The 16,314-nt window shown below is 58.2% G+C and carries 18 protein-coding genes and 1 tRNA gene; 6 read left to right on the top strand and 13 right to left on the bottom strand.

All coding sequences use genetic code 11. From position 1 onward, the window contains the following. Positions 1 to 2: 2 nt before the first annotated feature. Complete coding sequence (locus ACP7E0_RS12755) at positions 3 to 1,043, bottom strand: cysteine synthase A (protein ID WP_426125355.1); 1,041 nt, start codon at positions 1,041 to 1,043, stop codon at positions 3 to 5. Between the two features lie 313 nt (positions 1,044 to 1,356). Here ACP7E0_RS12755 and ACP7E0_RS12750 point away from each other — a divergent pair, with 313 nt between their 5' ends. Continuing rightward, positions 1,357 to 2,004 (top strand): ChrR family anti-sigma-E factor, encoded by a 648-nt coding sequence (locus tag ACP7E0_RS12750; protein ID WP_426125353.1) that lies wholly within the window; start codon positions 1,357 to 1,359, stop codon positions 2,002 to 2,004. Positions 2,005 to 2,112: 108 nt separating this feature from the next. Continuing rightward, on the top strand, positions 2,113 to 2,955 hold the full coding sequence (locus ACP7E0_RS12745; RefSeq protein ID WP_426125352.1) for an SDR family NAD(P)-dependent oxidoreductase: 843 nt from the start codon (positions 2,113 to 2,115) through the stop codon (positions 2,953 to 2,955). Here ACP7E0_RS12745 and ACP7E0_RS12740 read toward each other — a convergent pair. The 10 genes from ACP7E0_RS12740 to ACP7E0_RS12695 form a co-directional block, all read right to left on the bottom strand. Further along, positions 2,943 to 3,269, bottom strand: a complete 327-nt coding sequence (locus ACP7E0_RS12740; protein WP_426125351.1) for an SMR family transporter — start codon at positions 3,267 to 3,269, stop codon at positions 2,943 to 2,945. The genes ACP7E0_RS12745 and ACP7E0_RS12740 overlap by 13 nt on opposite strands. Next, on the bottom strand, positions 3,256 to 3,612 hold the full coding sequence (locus ACP7E0_RS12735) for an SMR family transporter (RefSeq protein ID WP_426125350.1): 357 nt from the start codon (positions 3,610 to 3,612) through the stop codon (positions 3,256 to 3,258). The genes ACP7E0_RS12740 and ACP7E0_RS12735 overlap by 14 nt, the downstream gene beginning before the upstream one ends. Positions 3,613 to 3,693: 81 nt before the next feature. Continuing rightward, complete coding sequence (locus ACP7E0_RS12730; RefSeq protein ID WP_426125349.1) at positions 3,694 to 5,034, bottom strand: MFS transporter; 1,341 nt, start codon at positions 5,032 to 5,034, stop codon at positions 3,694 to 3,696. Further along, a complete protein-coding gene (locus tag ACP7E0_RS12725) occupies positions 5,027 to 6,280 on the bottom strand; it encodes an SAM-dependent methyltransferase (RefSeq protein WP_113315631.1) in 1,254 nt (417 codons plus the stop codon). Before ACP7E0_RS12725 ends, ACP7E0_RS12730 begins: the two co-directional genes overlap by 8 nt. A 43-nt stretch (positions 6,281 to 6,323) precedes the next feature. Beyond that, positions 6,324 to 7,178 carry a DUF1365 domain-containing protein gene (locus tag ACP7E0_RS12720; RefSeq protein WP_426125347.1) on the bottom strand — a complete coding sequence of 285 codons (855 nt, stop codon included), beginning with the start codon at positions 7,176 to 7,178 and terminating at the stop codon, positions 6,324 to 6,326. A 24-nt stretch (positions 7,179 to 7,202) separates the two neighbouring features. After that, positions 7,203 to 8,546, bottom strand: coding sequence for an NAD(P)/FAD-dependent oxidoreductase (locus ACP7E0_RS12715; protein WP_426125346.1), 1,344 nt, complete (start codon positions 8,544 to 8,546; stop codon positions 7,203 to 7,205). Beyond that, positions 8,543 to 10,000, bottom strand: coding sequence for a cryptochrome/photolyase family protein (locus ACP7E0_RS12710; protein ID WP_426125345.1), 1,458 nt, complete (start codon positions 9,998 to 10,000; stop codon positions 8,543 to 8,545). Before ACP7E0_RS12710 ends, ACP7E0_RS12715 begins: the two co-directional genes overlap by 4 nt. 178 nt (positions 10,001 to 10,178) lie before the next feature. Next, the gene (locus tag ACP7E0_RS12705) at positions 10,179 to 10,811 is read right to left on the bottom strand and encodes a LysE family translocator (protein ID WP_426125344.1); all 633 of its coding nucleotides are present in this window, start codon (positions 10,809 to 10,811) and stop codon (positions 10,179 to 10,181) included. Between the two features lie 96 nt (positions 10,812 to 10,907). Further along, entirely contained in the window at positions 10,908 to 11,726 is an 819-nt protein-coding gene (locus ACP7E0_RS12700) for an APH(3'') family aminoglycoside O-phosphotransferase (RefSeq protein WP_426125342.1), read from the bottom strand. A gap of 154 nt (positions 11,727 to 11,880) precedes the next feature. After that, positions 11,881 to 12,441 (bottom strand): TetR/AcrR family transcriptional regulator, encoded by a 561-nt coding sequence (locus tag ACP7E0_RS12695; protein ID WP_426125340.1) that lies wholly within the window; start codon positions 12,439 to 12,441, stop codon positions 11,881 to 11,883. A 93-nt stretch (positions 12,442 to 12,534) separates the two neighbouring features. Here ACP7E0_RS12695 and ACP7E0_RS12690 point away from each other — a divergent pair, with 93 nt between their 5' ends. After that, the gene (locus ACP7E0_RS12690; RefSeq protein ID WP_426125338.1) at positions 12,535 to 13,449 is read left to right on the top strand and encodes an SDR family oxidoreductase; all 915 of its coding nucleotides are present in this window, start codon (positions 12,535 to 12,537) and stop codon (positions 13,447 to 13,449) included. Between the two features lie 75 nt (positions 13,450 to 13,524). Here the strand turns inward: ACP7E0_RS12690 and ACP7E0_RS12685 are convergent. Beyond that, positions 13,525 to 13,599: transfer RNA gene (locus ACP7E0_RS12685), tRNA-Asn, on the bottom strand. Between the two features lie 220 nt (positions 13,600 to 13,819). Here ACP7E0_RS12685 and ACP7E0_RS12680 point away from each other — a divergent pair. Next, positions 13,820 to 14,098 carry a hypothetical protein gene (locus ACP7E0_RS12680; protein ID WP_426125337.1) on the top strand — a complete coding sequence of 93 codons (279 nt, stop codon included), beginning with the start codon at positions 13,820 to 13,822 and terminating at the stop codon, positions 14,096 to 14,098. 118 nt (positions 14,099 to 14,216) lie between these two features. Here ACP7E0_RS12680 and ACP7E0_RS12675 read toward each other — a convergent pair whose 3' ends face one another. Next, entirely contained in the window at positions 14,217 to 14,453 is a 237-nt protein-coding gene (locus ACP7E0_RS12675) for a hypothetical protein (protein WP_426125335.1), read from the bottom strand. 341 nt (positions 14,454 to 14,794) lie between these two features. Here ACP7E0_RS12675 and lexA point away from each other — a divergent pair, with 341 nt between their 5' ends. After that, entirely contained in the window at positions 14,795 to 15,511 is a 717-nt protein-coding gene (gene lexA / locus ACP7E0_RS12670; protein WP_426125333.1) for a transcriptional repressor LexA, read from the top strand. A gap of 74 nt (positions 15,512 to 15,585) precedes the next feature. Beyond that, a complete protein-coding gene (locus tag ACP7E0_RS12665; RefSeq protein ID WP_426125331.1) occupies positions 15,586 to 16,056 on the top strand; it encodes a hypothetical protein in 471 nt (156 codons plus the stop codon). Positions 16,057 to 16,314 lie beyond the last annotated feature (258 nt).

Here is a 16,314-nt window from a genome sequence, read left to right as displayed (position 1 = left end):
CTTTATCCGGCGGGTTCGTATGGCACCGTTATTCCGGAATTTCGCGTCAGCCAGGCCGGAACAGGAAGGCCCTTGGATTTCAGAAATGCCGGGTTGAACAGTTTCGACTGATAGCGGTTACCATAGTCGCAGAGGATCGTCACGATGGTATGTCCCGGTCCCAGATCTTTTGCCAGGCGAATGGCGCCGGCAATGTTGATGCCGGAGGAACCGCCAACGCAAATGCCTTCCTTTTCAACAAGATCGAACACCAACTGTACGGCTTCGGCATCCGGTATCTGATAGGCAAAATCCGGCGTGAAACCTTCGAGGTTGGCGGTGATGCGTCCTTGGCCGATGCCCTCAGTGATCGATCCACCTTCCGATTTCAGCTCGCCATGGGCGTAAAAATTGTAGAGTGCCGCGCCCTCCGGATCGGCGATACCGATCTTGACGTCCGGGTTCTTCGCCTTCAGGCCAAGGGCGACGCCGGCCAGCGTGCCGCCGGAGCCGACCGCGCAGATGAAGCCATCGACCTTGCCATCGGTATCGCGCCAAATTTCCGGTGCGGTGGTTTCGACATGGGCGTCGCGGTTGGCGACGTTGTCGAACTGGTTTGCCCAGATCGCGCCGTTCGGTTCCGTCTTTGCCAGTTCAGCAGCGACACGGCCGGACAGTTTTACGTAATTGTTGGGGTTCTTGTACGGAACCGCGGGAACCTCGATGAGTTCGGCGCCGAGAAGACGCAGCGCGTCCTTCTTTTCCTCGCTCTGCGTCTCCGGAATGACGATGACCGTGCGGTAGCCGAGCGTCTGGGCAACCAGCGCCAAGCCGATTCCGGTATTTCCGGCCGTGCCCTCGACGATGACGCCGCCCGGCTTCAGCTGGCCGGTTTTTTCGGCGTGACGGATGATCGACAGCGCGGCACGATCCTTGACCGATTGGCCCGGATTGAGAAACTCGGCCTTGCCGAGGATCGTGCACCCGGTTGCTTCCGAGGCACCCTTGAGGCGGATCAGCGGCGTATTGCCGATGGCATCGAGAACGGAAGTCAGAACGGGCATGAGTAAACCTCTCGGCTGCGGATAATTGCGTCAGGCAGGAACCTGAAGCGGATGAGGATTTGAACAGGACATGATGGAACTGCCTGAGCCACAAAAGCCCTTGCAGTTCAACATACCGAAATCCTAGCGTCTTTTCGGCCGACGCTGCTGCTCAAGCAAGAAATAGCGTTTCACCTTGACGCTGTCGCGGGCAAAAATCGACCCAAAAGTGGAGGACGGCGTTTCACAACCGGGGTGATCCATTTCTTGACCCTTAGCGTAGTGAGGCGGTAGTTTCCGCTTCGCCCTGCGGCAAAACAGGTAAAGACAATCAATGGCTGATGTTCAGCTGGATACAGTAGATGCCTTGATGGCACGATATGCTGCCGGCATTCTGCCGGAGCCGGCGCGTGTACTCGTCGAAGCGCATCTTGAGATGCAATCCGTTAATAGACCCCAGGTTGCCGAGTACGAAACGGTCGTCGGCGATATCTTGGAACACATGGAGCCGGTTTCTCTCAGGTTAAGAGACGAAGCATTGAAAGCCGTTTTCGCGGCAGCCCCTCTGGCAATGGCTGACACGGCATCCGCACAGCCTGTAAACGCCTTTTTTCCAAAGGCCATTCGCGATTTTGCCGGGCTTAATGCCGCTGAAATCCCCTGGAAACGAAAGCTGCCGGGCTTCAAGGAATACAGCCTTGGAAAGATCGACGGTTGCGATGTCAGCTTCTTCTGGCTGAAGCCGGGACGCGTGATTCCGGCCCATACGCATGAAGGCTATGAGCTTTCGCTGGTTCTCGACGGCGCCTTCAACGATACGCGCGGGCGCTTTGCCAAAGGTGACATATCGGTGGCAGACGAAAGCATCGACCACCGTCCCGTGGCGGAAGCCGAATGCCCGTGCATTGGCTTTGCCGTCTCCCAGGCACCCGTCAAGCTGACCGGCTCATGGAGACAATTGCTCGGTGACATGATCGGCTGACATTTTGCCGAACAATGGCCCGAATGCGGGAACAAACTACATTTCAATGCGTATTGTTTGGTGATCCCGGTTTCCGGGGTCCGCGATAAAGCAGCGAAAGGAAACCCCATGACCGATTTTGTCGCACACCCCGAGATGGGTCTGGCCTGGGTCACGGGAGCAAGCTCCGGCATTGGCCGGGCCCTGGCTCTGCGGCTGGTCAGGGACGGTTTCAACGTCGTGGTCACCGCGCGTGATCACGAGAAACTGGTCCAGTTGCAGCATGAATCACCCGGACCTGGCAAGGTTATCGTGCTCGACGGCGACGTGACCGATCCGCGCGATATGGAACGGATACTGGCTGCTATCGAATACGAGCACGGATCGATGGTGCTCGCGGTTCTCAATGCCGGCGTCTACGTTGCCGTTCACGGCGAAGACCTGCACCGTGAGGATTTCGAAAAGACTTTTGCAATCAACCTGAACGGAACGGTCAACTGTCTGCTGCCGGCCGTGCGTCATATGAAGGCGACGGGGCATGGCCAGATTGCTATCGTGTCCTCGGTCACCGGATATGGCGGCCTACCGACAAGTGCTGCCTATGGCGCAACCAAGGCAGCGCTGATCAACATGGCGGAAAGCCTGAAGTTCGATCTCGACAAGGTGGGGGTGCGCCTGCAGATCATCAATCCCGGCTTCGTTGAAACAGCGGCAACGGCAAAGAATGCATTTCCGATGCCAGCCCTCGTCAGTGCCGAGGTGGCGGCCGATCGCATTGCAGAAGGCCTGAAATCCAGCGGCTTCGAGATCACGTTTCCAAGGCGCTTCACCTACGTCATGAAGCTGCTAAACCTCTTGCCCTATGGCGTTTATTTCTGGCTGATCAATAGGGCGACCGGATGGAAAACGCGGCCGCTGGTCACCGGTGGGCATGCCGTCGATGTGCTTGAGCGGGATCCTCAGGCGGTGTGAAGGACGATCACTGCCCCGAAGACAAGAGCAAGTCCTACCCAGCCAATCGGCTTCAGCTTCTGGCCGAAAAGAATGCGGGCCGAGATCGCCGTGCCGAAAATGCCGGTTGCGCCGAGGATGGCATACGCGATCGCCAGTTCCATGCCCTTGACAGCCTCGACCAGCAAGGCGAAGGCTGCAAGCACGAGCAGGATGGACAGCACACCCCAGCCGCGGCGGGCAAAGCCGTTCGACTTGGTGGAGGCAAGATTGGCGGCGACATCCAGCACACCGGCCAGAACAGCGAAGATGAAATAGATGTTAGGCGAGGTCATCGGCAACCTCCTCTTCTTCGTGCACTTCGCCGGCATTGACCAGGATGATCCCGCCAACCGCCATCATCAGGCCGATCATTTCCTGATAGTTCAGCACATGATTGAAAACGAACACCGAAACCAGGGTTATCAGCGCGATGCCGGACCCTTCCCAGATCGCGTAGGCGACGCCGACGGAGATTCTCTTCACGGCCTTGGCAAGGAAAACGTAGGAGAGGGCAATCGATACATACATGACGGCATAGCCCCAGACACCGCCGCCTGTGGACGCTGCCTTCATCACGGTCAGGCCGATCACTTCGGTTGCAATGGCAAGCGCCAGAAAAATCCATGCAAGACGCACGCCGTCACCTTCGATACTAGCAGTTGGAAAACTGCTGCTTCCATAGGCATTTCGGAGAAGGCGGTAAAGCGGGCGGTGACGTTATTGCCGGATACGAGCCTGCAATTCGTTCTGGGCAGTCTTATCCAGCGGAAAATTCCACATCAGTGCTATCGCTGCGAGTTTCAGCGCTACCGGCACCCAGGCATATATCGCGGCAAGGGCAAATAGCGCCGTTTCGTCGTTATGCGCATCGGGAAAAGGATTGAAACCGAAGTAGCCGAGTAACGGAAAAACTATGCCGACGCCGGCTGCCAGCGAAAGCTTTGTCGCAAGACCCCAGGCGGCGAAGTAGAGACCGCTGCGCTGATCGCCGGAGGCGGCGGTATCGGCATCGATGACATCGGCCTGGATCGAGGGCGGCAGAGCCAGATCGAAACCAAGCAACAGGCCGGTTGCCGAGCAGATCAGCGCGAAAGGGATGGCTGCGCCGGAGGACAGAAAGGGCGCCATTGAAAAAATGGCGCAAGCGGCAATCATCGCGACAGACCATGCACGGTGTTTGCCAAGCTTTCGCGCCGCCAGCGCGGCAAGCGGTACGCCCACGATGGCGCTAAGGAAATACAGGAAGAGCAACGGCCCGCGGAGTTCCGGCAAAAGCAGCCGAGCTGAGACGAAATAGAGAAACAGCGTCGCCGGAATACCGTTGGCGAGACCGTTGAGGAAAAATGCAGCGATCAGCCGCAGGAAAGGCCTGTTGGCTACAAGGAAGGACAGCGATTGCAGCAACGGCAACCGTCTTTTTGTTGTGTCTACGGGTTCGGGAACGAGCCAGACGGTGAGGCTGCCAAACAGCAAGAGCATCGCGGCGACGGCGATGCCCAGCACCGCAAGACCGGAAAAGCCCTTCTGCTCAAAGCCTATTGCAAACGGCAAAACGATGGCGATCAGCGTCCCGACCAGCGTCAGGCCTTCCCGCGTCGAAGTCAGCCGCGTACGGCCATTATAGTCCGAGACGAGCTCGGCACCCCAGGCGGAGTAGGGCACGACCGCCAGCGTGAAGCCCAGCGATGTCAGCATGCCCCAGACGGTAAGCCACGCAACGCCGGCGCCGTCTGCAGGCCAATAGAGCATCAAGGCCGACAGGGCAGCGATAGGCAAGGACAGAAGGAAGAGCAGCCGGCGGCGGCCGAAACCCGGATTGATCCGGTCTGCTGCATAGCCTGCAAGTGGATCGGTGACCGCATCGAACAGGCGCACGATCAGCACCGCCCAACCGACAGAGGCAATCGGCAGGCCGAGAGTTTCTGTATAGTAGGTAGGAACAAGCGAATAGAGCGGCAGGCCGAGGGCTGCGAGCGGCGCTGCAGGAAGGGCGTAGGCGAAAAGCATCCGGCGGCTGATCTGCATCTCGGCACCGCCGCCGGTTGCGGGTTTATTCATACACGATCTGTCTGACGTCGATATTCTTGGCCCGGAAACCGGCTTCGCAATAGAACAGATAGAACTCCCAAAGCCGTTTGAAGCGGATATCGAAACCGAGCGGTTCGACCTTGTCCCAGACGTTCCAGAAGCGCTCGCGCCATTCAGCGAGCGTGCGAGCGTAATCCAGCCCGAAACCGAAATCGCCGCTGATCTTCAAACCCACCTTGCGGCCGAGATCGATCAGATGTTGCGGGGTCGGCAGCATGCCGCCCGGAAAAACATATTTCTGGATGAAATCCGGATTGGCGCGATATTCTTCATAGGCTTCCGGCTTGATGGTGATGATCTGCAGTCCGGCCTTGCCGCCCGGCTTCAGGCAGCGCTGCAATTGCGAAAAATAGGCCGGCCAGTATTTTTCTCCGACGGCCTCGAACATCTCGATGGAGACGATCCGGTCATACATCCCGGCCTCGTCGCGATAGTCCTGGAACTTGATCTCTACCTTGTCGGACAGGCCGGCGTTCTTCATCCTCTCGTTGGCAAAAGCAAGCTGTTCGCGGCTGATCGTCAGCCCTGTCACCTTGCAGCCGATCTCACTTGCCGCATATTCGGCAAAACCACCCCAGCCGCAGCCGATTTCCAGCACATGGTGGCTGGCTTTGATACCGGCGGCATCCGCTAACGCCTTGTACTTGGCGCGCTGGGCCGATTGCAGGTCATTGGCACCCGTCGAATAGAGGGCCGAGGAATAGGTCATCGTCGGATCGAGCCACTGCTTGTAGAAGGCATTGCCAAGATCGTAATGGGCGGAAATGTTCTTCTTCGAACCGGATTTGGTATTGGCGTTCATCCAGTGGCGGAATTTTTCGACCAGCCGCAGCACGCCGCGTGCGCCATTGGAGAAATTGCGGCCGACGTCGGTATTGACAAGGAAGAGTTCCAGAAATGCGCCAACATCCGGGCTGTCCCAGTCGCCGTCCATGTAGCTTTCGGCAACGGCAATGGTGCCGCCGGTCAGCGCCCGTTGCGGCAGGTTCCAGTTATGCAGCGTGACGGAAGCGACAGGCCCTTGCGCCTTGCCCTTGACGACCACGGTGCGGCTATCAGGCAATGTCAGCTTCAGACATCCCGCCTGCATATGGACAAGACCACGCAGAACCATCTGAGCTTTTGCGGGTAGGCCTTTGACAATGCGCGATAAATTTTCCGTTGAAAGACGCTCTCCATCTTTCGGGTCACAATAACCGGTGCCTGCTGTGCTCATTCGACAGTTCCTCAGCAATCATTGCTCGTGACACAAAATAGCCTCATTCCGCCGGGCCGCCAACCTGGGATTCATGAGAAAAATCGTGGCTTGTCCTGCGGCCCTCCTTCCAGGCGCTCGTCGGTTCGGGCGCCTGCGGCCGCGGGATATAGCGGACGCCTTTGATCCAGAGCTTCAAGGCCTCCCAGTGAATCCCTGCGACGATCTTGAGTGTAAGATGCGGAATGCGGGCAACAAGACGCAAAATCTTGCCTGTTTTCAACGGCACTTGAACACCGGAGAAGGTTGCAGCCAGCAAAGGCCCGTCCTTGTCGGTCTCCAGAATGCGCCAGCGGATAGCATCTCCCGGCGGCAGCATGCGGAACTGGTAGCGCATGGCCATCGGAATGAACGGCGAGACGTGAAACAGCTTGTCGCATTGCTGGCGAATGCCGGCGTCCGAGACATCATCCGGTCCGATCGGGCAGACATAGGTGTGGCGTTCGCCGAACGTGTTGCGAACCTCGTAGATCATCGCACTCAGGGCGCCGTCGTTTTCATAGGCGTAATAGACCGAAAGCGGATTGAAGACGAGACCGAGGATACGCGGGTAGCAGACCAGAAGCACTCGCGCCGGAAGGATCGGCATGCCAGTCTGCCGCAACAGCGTATCGACGTAGCGGCGCAGCGACACTGCACTATCGCCCGTATGATCCTTCTCGTGGAACGACAGAAGATTGCGGCGATTGACGGAGAAGACCTTACTCAGCCTATCCGCCTCGTCGAGCCTGTCGAGATCGATCATCAGAGAAAAGACATCATAGCTGAAACGGTGGCCGACCGGCTTCATCCGCTGATGCATGACCTGGCCGGCATAAAGCGCTGCCGCCGCCTGCGGCGGCGCGCCGTTCCTCGTCATGTCCGATCCGGATGACGCACGCATCTATTCTGCCGCCTCCCTGAACACCGATGATATCTGCTGGCGCCAGGGGATGATACCGCCAAGTTCCTCTGCAGCAGCAAGCCCCGATGCCAGGCCATCCTCATGAAAGCCGTATCCGGTCCAGGCGCCGGCAAAGAAGGTGTCGTTATCGCCCTGGATCGCCTTTAGGGCACGCTGGGCGGCCATCGAGCCTGCGTCGAACTGCGGATGATCATAGGAAAATTCGGCAAACACGGTCCCGGGTGCTGGCTCGCGCTCCGGGTTCAACGTCACAAACAATGGATGCTGTGGCGCAATGCCCTGAAGACGGTTCATCCAGTAGCTGACGGCGACACCTTGCGATCCACAGGGTTTGGTCGCGCGCAGGTAATTCCAGGAAGCCCAGACTTTTTTTCGTTTCGGCATCAATGCGGTATCGCGGTGCAGGATGACCCGGTTTGGATGGTAGGGAACGGCCGACAGCAGCGCGCTTTCCGCGGGGGTGGGATCAGAAAGCATGGCCAGTGCCTGGTTGCTGTGGGCGGCGATGATCACCTTGTCGAAGATTTTTGTCGAGCCGCGCTCGTCGGTGATGCTCACCCTGCCGTCTTCCCGCCGGATTGATGTCACGCCGCATCCAAGACGGACCCGGTCGCCAAGCGGCTGCAACAGCTTGCGCAGATAGTTTCGGCTGCCGCCGGTCACCGTGCGCCACGGGTGCGGCTTGGAATAGATGAGCCGGTGATTGTCGAAGAACTGAATGAAATTCTCAGCCGGAAAATCCAGCATCTTGGCTGTCGGCGACGACCAGATCGCGGCTGCCATCGGTGCCAGGTAGTTGTTGGTGAAGCCGGGTGAAAAGCCACGCCAGTTGAGATAGTCGCCGATCGACATGGCCTTGAGCAGACCCGCGCTTCGATCTTCAAGGCAGATGCGGTTGAACCGGAGGATTTCGCGCAGCATCATCAGGAAAGAGGGGCGGACGAGATTGCGCTTCTGGGCAAAGACGGTGGCCAGATTGTCGCCGCTCCATTCCAGCCGTCCCTGATCGAGCGACACCGAAAAGCTCATGTCGCTCTTATGCGTCGTGACGTCCAACTCTGAAAATAGCGCTTTAAGATTTGGATAATTGGCCTCGTTATAGACGATAAAACCGGTATCGACGGAGAGCGGCGTGCCATCGTAGTCGATATCGACCGTGGCCGTGTGACCGCCGGGGCGAGTATCCTGTTCATAGAGAATGACATCGTGGACGGGATTGAGCGCCCATGCGGCAGAGCTGCCCGAAACGCCGGAGCCTATAACCGCGATCGACAGGCGGCGGCCAGAAATATGATGTTGGCCTTGCGAAAAGAGGGCGTTCATGCTGCGTCCTTGATCTTGTTATAGGCGGCGAGTGCGCGGTCGCGTGCCTTCGTATGGTCGACGATCGGTTCCGGGTATGTATCCCCCAGTCTTAGACCGGCGGCATCGAGGACGCTTCGAGACGCCTCGAAGGGCCGGTGCACGAATTTTGCGGGCAGGTCCGACAGTTCCGGCACGAAGGTTTTGACGTAGATGCCGTCGGGATCGAACTTTTCCCCCTGCAAGACAGGATTGAAGATCCGGAAGAAAGGCGACGCATCGGCGCCGCTGCCGGCCACCCACTGCCAGCTTGCCGCGTTGGAGGCCGGATCCGCATCCACCAGCGTATCCCGGAACCAGGCCTCGCCCCGGCGCCAGTCGATCAGCAGGTCCTTGATCAGGAAGGATGCCGCGATCATGCGGACGCGGTTGTGCATCGTGCCGTGCCGCCAAAGCTGGCGCATGCCGGCATCGACGATCGGATAGCCGGTTTGGCCCTTCGTCCAGCGTTTGAAATCGTCGTCGGTGCCGCTCCAGGCGAAGGCGTCATATTTCCGGTTGAGATTTTCTTTCGGCAAATCCGGATTGTGAAAGAGCAGGTGGTAGGAAAAATCGCGCCAGACCAGTTCCTTGCGAAAGGTGACCAAGTCATCGGCGGGAACATCCCGCAGATTGCGGGTGGCGTGCCAGATGCGGGCAGGGGAGATCTCCCCCATGGCCAGATGCGGCGAAAGCCGCGATGTGCCGTCGGTTCCCGGCAGATCGCGCCTGACCTTGTAGCCGGACAGATCATCCTCGACGAATGCTTCCAGCCTTTCGAGTGCTGCAGCCTCGCCCGGCGTCCAGATTTCAGAAAACGTCTGTGCCCAGTCCGGAGCGGTCGGCAACAGTGCCCAGGAGGCCAGATCCTCGCTGCCGGGCCATACGGCTGGAGAAACCAGCGCATCTGGCTGCTCCAGCGGCTGATCCGGCTCGCCGGATGCCTCGAGCGCGCGCCAGAATGGCGTATAGACGCGGTATGGCGTGCCCGAGCCCGTCTTCAACCGTGTGGGCTCGTGGAGAAGCTGTCCGGCAAAACTTTTGACGGTTATTCCCGTGGAGGCCAACGTGTCTTTCAGTGGTCCATCGACAGCGATGCCGTTTGGGTCATAGCGGCGATTCCAATGGACGGTTGATGCGCCGGTCTCAGTAATCAGCTTTGCCAATACGCTACCCGGCTCGCCGCTGCGAAGGGCAAGCCGGCTTCCGAGGTCACCAAGTGCCTTTTCCAAGCCTTTCAGCGAATGATGCAGCCACCAGGCCTGTGCGGCGCCGAGCGGCCCTGTGCCGTACTGTGAAGGCTCGCGGATATAGACGGGAATGATACTGCGGCCGGTTTGGGCAGCAGCATGAAGCGCATGATTGTCGTCCAGCCGCAGGTCCTTGCGAAACCAGACGATGATAGGGTTTTCCTGGGAAAGGTCGTTGTTTTTCATTTTTATCCGCGCATCGTATCCAACGTTGTCGTCTACGCAGATACGGGTGCGGCGGATCAAAGGTTTCGCGGAGAAAGCTTTTTATTTCATCGTTTTGCGGGGGAATACTGCCGACCAAATTGGAACTGCCGCTTCTTCGCAAGAAGCGGCAGTCGCAGCCATCGGAGGCCGGAAGGGATCAGCTCTTCTGGAAAGCCAGATGCGCCCCAAGACCGACCAGCATGGTACCACCGGCGCGCTGCATCAGGCGTTGTGCGGAGCTCGAACGGCGCAGCTTTGTCATCACGGCACCGGCCAGAAACACGCAGACGATATCCGCCGACGAAAACATCAGGTTGACGATCGTTCCAAGGATTGCCAGCTGCAGCCAGACCGGGAAGGTGGCCGACGCATCGACGAATTGCGGCAGGAAAGCCACGAAGAAAATCGCCGTCTTGGGATTGAGAACCTCGACGGTGACGCTTTCGAAGAAGGCGCGGCGGCCGGATTTCGGCGCGATGCCGGGCAGGGCGGCGGCGTCCTCGACCTTTGCACGAAACAGAGAAATGCCGAGCCAGATCAGATAGGCCGCGCCGGCAAATTTGACGATCATGTAAAGTGTTGGCACGGCATGAAACAGGATTGACAGACCTGCGGCCGCAGCAATGACATGAAAGTAGCCGCCGAGGTGAATACCCAGCGACGCCATCAGTCCGGACCAACGGCCGCGTGCGATGGTCTGGGCCGCCGCATAGAGCATTGCCGGACCAGGAATATAGGCAAAGACCGCCGTGGTGGCTATGAAGGCGATAAGCAACTCGATCGACGGCATTGTCCGCTCCTGTCGTGGGTGATTGAATTCCTCTACACTACCGTCAGTAGAAAGTCTCGTGCACATGTTGTGCCGGGCTTCCGTGCCGAATGATCATTATGCCCAGGTCAGCGGGTCGAGACGCAGATAGAAATCGAGCCTTGCCCGGTCGGCAGTCGCGATCGCGTGCATCTCGAACAAACGATTTTGCGCAGCCTGCGCTTCCTCGACGGTGCGCCATGTTTCGCGGGTATTGCCGACAAGCAGTGCAAAGTCGACATAGCGGTCCGCCATGCCCAACCGCCCGAGATCGATCATTCCCGTGCAGCGAAGCGTTTCCGGATCGATCATGAAATTGGGCATACACGCATCACCGTGGCAAACGACACGGTCAAGGCTTTCCTGCACCAGCCGCTCGGACAGTTCGGCTTGCACCCGGTCGAGCAGGGTCTGCGGCGGTGTGTCTTGATCGTCTGGATCGAGGAAATCCGGATTGACGCCGCCACGTCCAACCACGTCGGCCGCCCGGTCGAACATGGTCTGAAGGCCGCGGTCAAACGGGCAATCTTGTGCCGGAATCGCGTGGAGGTCGCGCACCCGCGCCGCGATCGAAGGCCAGGCTTTGATCAGTTCAGTCGCTTCGAGCTGATCTGCCGGAATGCCGGGCACGGCACTTGTCACGAGGCACGCGACGTCGTCCGACACCTGCCAATCGAGAACTGCGGGAGATCCGATCCTGAAGGGGGAAAGCCATGCAGTCCGCCGCCGCTCGTCATCCAGCAGCGCCACGCCGCTGCCGGTAGCCACTTTGGCATAAGCGCTACCATCGGTGCGCCGAAATAGCGCGTCACCCGATTCGCCGTGATGATAGGCAATCCACTGGCTTCCGAGAGAAAAGCCCGTCGCCCGGGTTGCACCGGATCGATAGTCAGTCACGCATCACCCCCACGGCTTGCTTGGCGAAGGCAATTTCACGCCCCCGCACGAGATAGATATTGGAAACCGCGATTTCACTATCACCGAACAGAAAATGTCCGAGTTTTTACGCCGGGCCGTATTTGCGGATGAAAAGCCGGCGAGGGGGCGTGGATTATGTGCCAAGTTCGGCAAGAAACTCCTGGAGCTGCGCTTCCACATAGGGCACGACCGGGCCATCTACCTCAAATCCCCACCAGAGCAGCGAGCCCTGCCATTGCGCCAGCATCAGCCGGGCGGTCACTTCCGGTCGACTGACAGTCACAAAACACGCGCTGATAGCCTCGACCAGCGTTCGCCCCCAGGCAGCTCCCCGGGCCTGCAGCAAGGGATCGCGAAAATCCTCGCGCAGCAAACGCAGGCCGTCGGCATAGACGGCGGCGCTGTCGCCGTAGTTCTGCGACAGGCCGACAAGCAGCGCGACGGCACCTAGAGGTGTCTTCGGGATTGAGCCGCACAGCTGCGCCGTCTCGGCATCCAGCTCGTCCCAGGCATGCAGCAAAGCCTGACGCAGCATCGCTGTCTTGGTCGAAAACCGCTGCACCAGTGTCGAGCCGGATAAGCCGCTTGCTTTGGAGACAGCCGAAAACGTTGCCGCCTCCGGCCCCTCGGCATGGATCAGCGTCAGCACCAGATCAAGAAGGTGCTGGTCGGACAGGGTGCGTGGGCGAGGCATCAATTTCCTCTTGCGTTCATTTTGTTTATGAACGAACGTTCGTTTATTATCAACTCTGTTTGTGGTTCCGATTCCATTGAGGAGGACAATGACATGGCAACCGACCTGCAAGGGAAGATCGCGCTTGTGGCCGGCGGTACGCGCGGTGCCGGCCGAGGCATCGCAGTGGAGCTGGGGGCTGCCGGGGCAACGGTCTATGTGACCGGGCGCACGACACGCACACAGCAATCGGAATACGGCCGCCCGGAAACGATCGAAGAGACGGCCGAGTTGGTTACCCAAGCCGGCGGCAAAGGCATTGCCGTGCGGGTGGATCATCTTGTCCACGCGGAAGTCGAGGCACTGGTCGCCCGCATACGCCGGGAGGAAGCACGACTTGATATTTTCGTCAACGATATCTGGGGCGGTGAGCATTTGACCGAGTGGAACAAACCGGTCTGGGAACACGCGCTCGAAAAGGGCCTGAAACTTTTACGGCTGGCAATCGATACCCATCTGATCACCGCCCATTACGCATTGCCGCTGATGATCGAAAGGCCCGGCGGGCTGCTGGTGGAGGTGACCGATGGTACAGCGGAATACAATGCTACCCATTACCGGCTCAGCCCGTTCTACGATCTCGCCAAGACCAGCGTCATCCGCATGGCCTGGGCGCACGCGCAGGACCTTGCGCCACACGCGGCGACATCGGTGGCAATCTCACCCGGCTGGATGCGCTCCGAAATGATGCTCGATATTTACGGCGTCCGTGAAGAAAACTGGATGGAGGCTAAAGCAGTCCAGCCGCATTTCGTGATCTCCGAAGCACCGCGTTTTACCGGCCGTGCCGTTGCGGCGCTTGCTGCAGATCCGGATCGGGGCCGCTTCAACGGCCAGTCTACCTCAAGCGGTGATCTCGCCAAGATCTACGGCTTCACCGATCTCGACGGATCGCGGCCTGACTGCTGGCGCTACATAACCGAGGTACAGGGCGCGGGGAAACCGGCGGACGCCACCGGTTATCGGTAGGGAAATAAGAACAGGCGAGAGGCGATAGCTTCTGAAACCAAAAAGGCCTTGCTTTTCAGCAAGGCCTTTGAAAACTGGCTCCCCGGGCCGGATTCGAACCGGCGACCTGTCGATTAACAGTCGAATGCTCTACCGCTGAGCTACCAGGGATCACCTGCGGCGGTGTGTGCTGCAGAAGTGAGGCTGCTAATACAAATGCTTTTCCGATTTGCCAAGCGGTTTTTCAAAAAAAACGCACAATCTTGTCAGACTGTGGAGAACTTCCCATCTGTGGGAGGCAGCGCATTCTGACTGCCGCGCAAGCCAAACCCTTGGCATTGCGGGATTGCAGCATTACAGGGACGCGCTTTAGGCTCGATAGGTGGAATGTATGGCTGAACCGCAAAAAACGAAAAAATTCGGCATCGACGCCGCAACACATGAACTGATTATCGGTTCATGGCGGATGCGGCTGCCGCAATCGCGTCTTTTGCGTATTACCATCGGCTGCGTGTTGATCTTCGGCGGCATTCTGGGCTTCCTGCCTGTTCTCGGATTCTGGATGGTACCGCTGGGATTGCTGGTCCTGTCGCATGATCTCGCCTTCGTCCGGCGCCGGCGGCGCAAGCTATCGGTCTGGTGGGCGCGAAAATGGCAGACATCCAACTAGAATAGAGCCATCGCGTCATATCTCCTGACGTTCGAATCACGCGACGGGCTCCGGGGTCTAAAACACAGCCGTCGGAAAGACGTAGGTTTGTCCGCATGTCTTAGCCGCCTGACCCCGTCTACGGCGTGGTATCCTTGTCGGCCGGTGCCATTTGAGACGGATTGCCGTTCCGTGTATTATCGACCGTTCCTTGGTTGGATGGCTCCGCCGCATCGGCTGCGGGCGCATTCTCCTGGGCGCGGGTCGTGGCATCATTGTCCAAGCTTTCGCCAAACATTTCAGCCCCAGCCCAGGCAATCAAAGCCAGCAAAAGGCGCACATCAGAACCATCAAAACCGGCCGGCCCAAAAGGCACTGACGTGCCTTCACGCCACTCATGACGACGGTTCGGTTTGTTCCTCCGTGGAAACGACATCGCCACGCTCATCGACATATCGTGCCATCATTGCCTCCTGAAACAGTCATTCATTTGCGTCAAATGAACGGCTGCAGGCACGCAAAGGTTCCGAAATGCGGGAAGCTGATGGGTGAGCGAACGCAAGTCGGTGAAAGGCGAAAACATGTTAGCCTCGATCCGGCGATCGGAATCGCTATTTGTCTTTGAAAACACTCAATGAATTTTAGGGACTTGCGGAACACATATGGAACAGATAGTGTTCGTTCTTGATTTGTTTCTCGACTCTGGAGTGATCGTTCATGCTGACCCGCAAGCAACAGGAACTGCTTCTGTTCATTCACGAAAGAATGAAGGAATCGGGGGTGCCGCCATCGTTCGATGAAATGAAGGATGCGCTGGATCTTGCGTCGAAATCCGGCATTCACCGGCTGATTACAGCGCTTGAGGAACGGGGCTTCATCCGGCGCTTGCCCAACCGGGCAAGGGCGCTCGAAGTGATCAAGTTGCCGGAGGCCTACTCGATGAGCCTCCAGCCCAAGCGCGGCTTTTCTCCCAGCGTCATCCAGGGCAGTCTTGGCGTTCAGGCACCGGCCCCGCCCGTTGCCGTCAAACCGGCGGCTGCCAATGGTGACAGCGTTTCCATACCGGTCATGGGACGAATCGCGGCAGGTGTTCCGATCTCGGCAATCCAGAACAACACACATGATATTTCCGTTCCGTTCGAAATGGTTGGATCCGGCGAACACTACGCACTAGAGGTCCGTGGCGATTCGATGATCGAGGCAGGAATTCTGGATGGCGATACCGTCATCATCCGCAATACGAATACCGCCAGCCCTGGTGAAATCATCGTCGCTCTGGTGGATGACGAGGAAGCGACGTTGAAGCGCTTCCGCCGCAAGGGCGCCTCCATCGCACTTGAAGCCGCCAACCCGGCCTACGAGACCCGAATTTTCGGACCGGACCGCGTCAAGATCCAGGGTAAACTCGTCGGCCTGATCCGCCGCTATCACTAGCTGGAAAGGCGACCCTTCAGATGCACCCCAAATTGATCATCGATTAGCACCAATAGGTCGAGCGGAGTGCGACTTTGAACTCAAAAACAATTGAAATCTATCATCCACGCGGAGTTTCAAATTTAGGTATATGGGACATGGCCGGTCTCAAACTTAAAATCTATGGTCTTGTCGCAGACAACCGGACGATAGACCAAGCCATGCTAATCCTCGCACAGTCATTTGTGCGACGGGATGTTCTACCGCGTGTAGCGGACGAGGGCGATGACAATGGCATGGGCTTTGTGATCATTCATCCTGGCGAACTTGGTGTTTCCATTTCGGCTCACTGGTGGATACAGGGTTCGGTGCTTTGTCAGCATATCTATCGAAAGCTGTATTCTGCCACCGAGCCCATGGACACAGTAAAGAGACCCGTGATTGCCTGCATTTGGGAGTTGGCCCTGATAAATGCCGAGCAAGAGGCTTGGCGAAAGACGATGATGAAAAGCGAGCCAAATCCGTCTGTCTACATGGATACTCGCGCTGATTTCGCAGCAGCGTAGAAACCTCCATTGACAATCGTGATGCGACTGGCTGTCCCGCAACTTCAAACGCGGGGGGGGGCGGCCATTCCATTATCCTGAAATCATGGCCAATACTGTCTCTGTCGTCATCCTTGAACCCACCCTACAGACGATTTTTTGTGGCGGCAGGATTGAAATGTCCGGATCCTAGCAAAGTTAATGTGTCACTTTGGGCGGCATCTTAGCCCTTTAGAAATGCGACACTCGGCATGTCCCCTGGCACTGAGGCAAGCCCCC

The organism is Pararhizobium sp. PWRC1-1, assembly GCF_049897905.1.
Taxonomy (GTDB): Bacteria; Pseudomonadota; Alphaproteobacteria; order Rhizobiales; family Rhizobiaceae; genus Pararhizobium.
This window is presented reverse-complemented; position numbering and strand designations above follow the sequence as displayed.

Bases quoted from the DNA above. Each gene is read 5' to 3' on its own strand.
- ACP7E0_RS12690 (WP_426125338.1), top strand. From the start codon at position 12,535: ATGGCAACCGACCTGCAAGGGAAGATCGCGCTTGTGGCCGGCGGTACG.
- ACP7E0_RS12730 (WP_426125349.1), bottom strand. From the start codon at position 5,034: ATGAATAAACCCGCAACCGGCGGCGGTGCCGAGATGCAGATCAGCCGC.
- ACP7E0_RS12710 (WP_426125345.1), bottom strand. From the start codon at position 10,000: ATGAAAAACAACGACCTTTCCCAGGAAAACCCTATCATCGTCTGGTTT.
- ACP7E0_RS12720 (WP_426125347.1), bottom strand. From the start codon at position 7,178: ATGACGAGGAACGGCGCGCCGCCGCAGGCGGCGGCAGCGCTTTATGCC.
- ACP7E0_RS12705 (WP_426125344.1), bottom strand. From the start codon at position 10,811: ATGCCGTCGATCGAGTTGCTTATCGCCTTCATAGCCACCACGGCGGTC.
- ACP7E0_RS12740 (WP_426125351.1), bottom strand. From the start codon at position 3,269: ATGACCTCGCCTAACATCTATTTCATCTTCGCTGTTCTGGCCGGTGTG.
- lexA (WP_426125333.1), top strand. From the start codon at position 14,795: ATGCTGACCCGCAAGCAACAGGAACTGCTTCTGTTCATTCACGAAAGA.
- ACP7E0_RS12715 (WP_426125346.1), bottom strand. From the start codon at position 8,546: ATGAACGCCCTCTTTTCGCAAGGCCAACATCATATTTCTGGCCGCCGC.
- ACP7E0_RS12745 (WP_426125352.1), top strand. From the start codon at position 2,113: ATGACCGATTTTGTCGCACACCCCGAGATGGGTCTGGCCTGGGTCACG.
- ACP7E0_RS12755 (WP_426125355.1), bottom strand. From the start codon at position 1,043: ATGCCCGTTCTGACTTCCGTTCTCGATGCCATCGGCAATACGCCGCTG.
- ACP7E0_RS12750 (WP_426125353.1), top strand. From the start codon at position 1,357: ATGGCTGATGTTCAGCTGGATACAGTAGATGCCTTGATGGCACGATAT.
- ACP7E0_RS12680 (WP_426125337.1), top strand. From the start codon at position 13,820: ATGGCTGAACCGCAAAAAACGAAAAAATTCGGCATCGACGCCGCAACA.
- ACP7E0_RS12725 (WP_113315631.1), bottom strand. From the start codon at position 6,280: ATGAGCACAGCAGGCACCGGTTATTGTGACCCGAAAGATGGAGAGCGT.
- ACP7E0_RS12695 (WP_426125340.1), bottom strand. From the start codon at position 12,441: ATGCCTCGCCCACGCACCCTGTCCGACCAGCACCTTCTTGATCTGGTG.